The 1003-nt window shown below is 45.1% G+C and carries 1 protein-coding gene; it reads right to left on the bottom strand.

Features of this window, described 5'->3' with window-relative positions; translation table 11 throughout:
* Positions 1-168: 168 nt before the first annotated feature.
* Entirely contained in the window at positions 169-747 is a 579-nt protein-coding gene (locus ASJ81_RS13590) for an RNB domain-containing ribonuclease (RefSeq protein ID WP_245860154.1), read from the bottom strand.
* Between the last annotated feature and the right edge of the window lie 256 nt (positions 748-1003).

Genomic DNA, 1003 nt, shown 5'->3' with positions numbered 1-1003 from the left:
GACAGTAGCTATGTTTACCTCAGGGATGACAGTGATGCTTTCGAGCAACTTCATTAAGTCTCCCCGCTCAGGGGTGGCGCTCCGGGCTGTATGGTTACGGAAAAGGATAGGGATGTCATTTTTGACCGCGTATTCTGCTACGGCCATGTTAGCGAGAATCATCAGCTCCTAGATGATGACATAGCCGATGGTATCCTCCCTGCGTCTCAATTGCTTTATAGACCCTTCTTCATTTGTCACCAGCCCCCGCCCCAAATCATAGAACGCCAGTGCTCCAAGATTGCGGCGCTGCGTTAAAAGGTCGTTCGCAAGCTGGCTTGCGAGCTTGATGAGAGCGTGCTGCGTGTGCTCCCTATCAGAGAGAATGCGGGGAACATCAGAAAAAGATAGCCGGGCTTCGCTGATCATAACAGTTCGCAAAAGCCGTGTTTCGAGGATTGACAAATTCATGCCGAGGACAATATCCACGGCAAGAACATACTTCGACTCTTCCGGCCACAGGGAAAGCTTCTCGTCTGCAAGCCGTCGGGGTAACATCGGGCTATTGCCATTTGCATAATATCTGGTCTCGATCCGAGACATTGCAAGCCGATCAAGCTCTGAATGCTTGGAAATTACCTTTGCGACATCCGTGATCATAACTACAACGTGCCAGCCGACGTTTTCCGTGATTTCCACCCAGATTGCATCATCCATATCTCGGGTTGTCACGTCATCTATCGTAATACCTCTTAACATATCTGGCATAGTACCACTTAGATAAAATTTGGTATACTTTCCTTATGTGTATATTAGTTAGTAAAAAATAGTAAGAGATGCCCATATTTATAAGTCGTTATTTTGGCTGCGCTGAAGTGACGAAAAAAGAAATATTGTTCCATCGTGGCAGATAATTCCAGATCTAAGAGCAAGATCCACTAAAATAAGGATTGAAATGTTACTATAATCTACAGTTCCATTAAAGGTTCTCTAAAAAACTGTGAAACTTCAAAACTTTCCTCAA

It is taken from the genome of Methanosarcina spelaei (assembly GCF_002287235.1).
GTDB lineage: Archaea > Halobacteriota > Methanosarcinia > Methanosarcinales > Methanosarcinaceae > Methanosarcina > Methanosarcina spelaei.
The sequence above is the reverse complement of the archived record's forward strand: the minus strand, read 5'-3'. Positions and strand labels throughout refer to the sequence as shown.

Coding starts and splice junctions, on each gene's coding strand:
- ASJ81_RS13590 (WP_245860154.1), bottom strand. CDS start 747: ATGCCAGATATGTTAAGAGGTATTACGATAGATGACGTGACAACCCGA.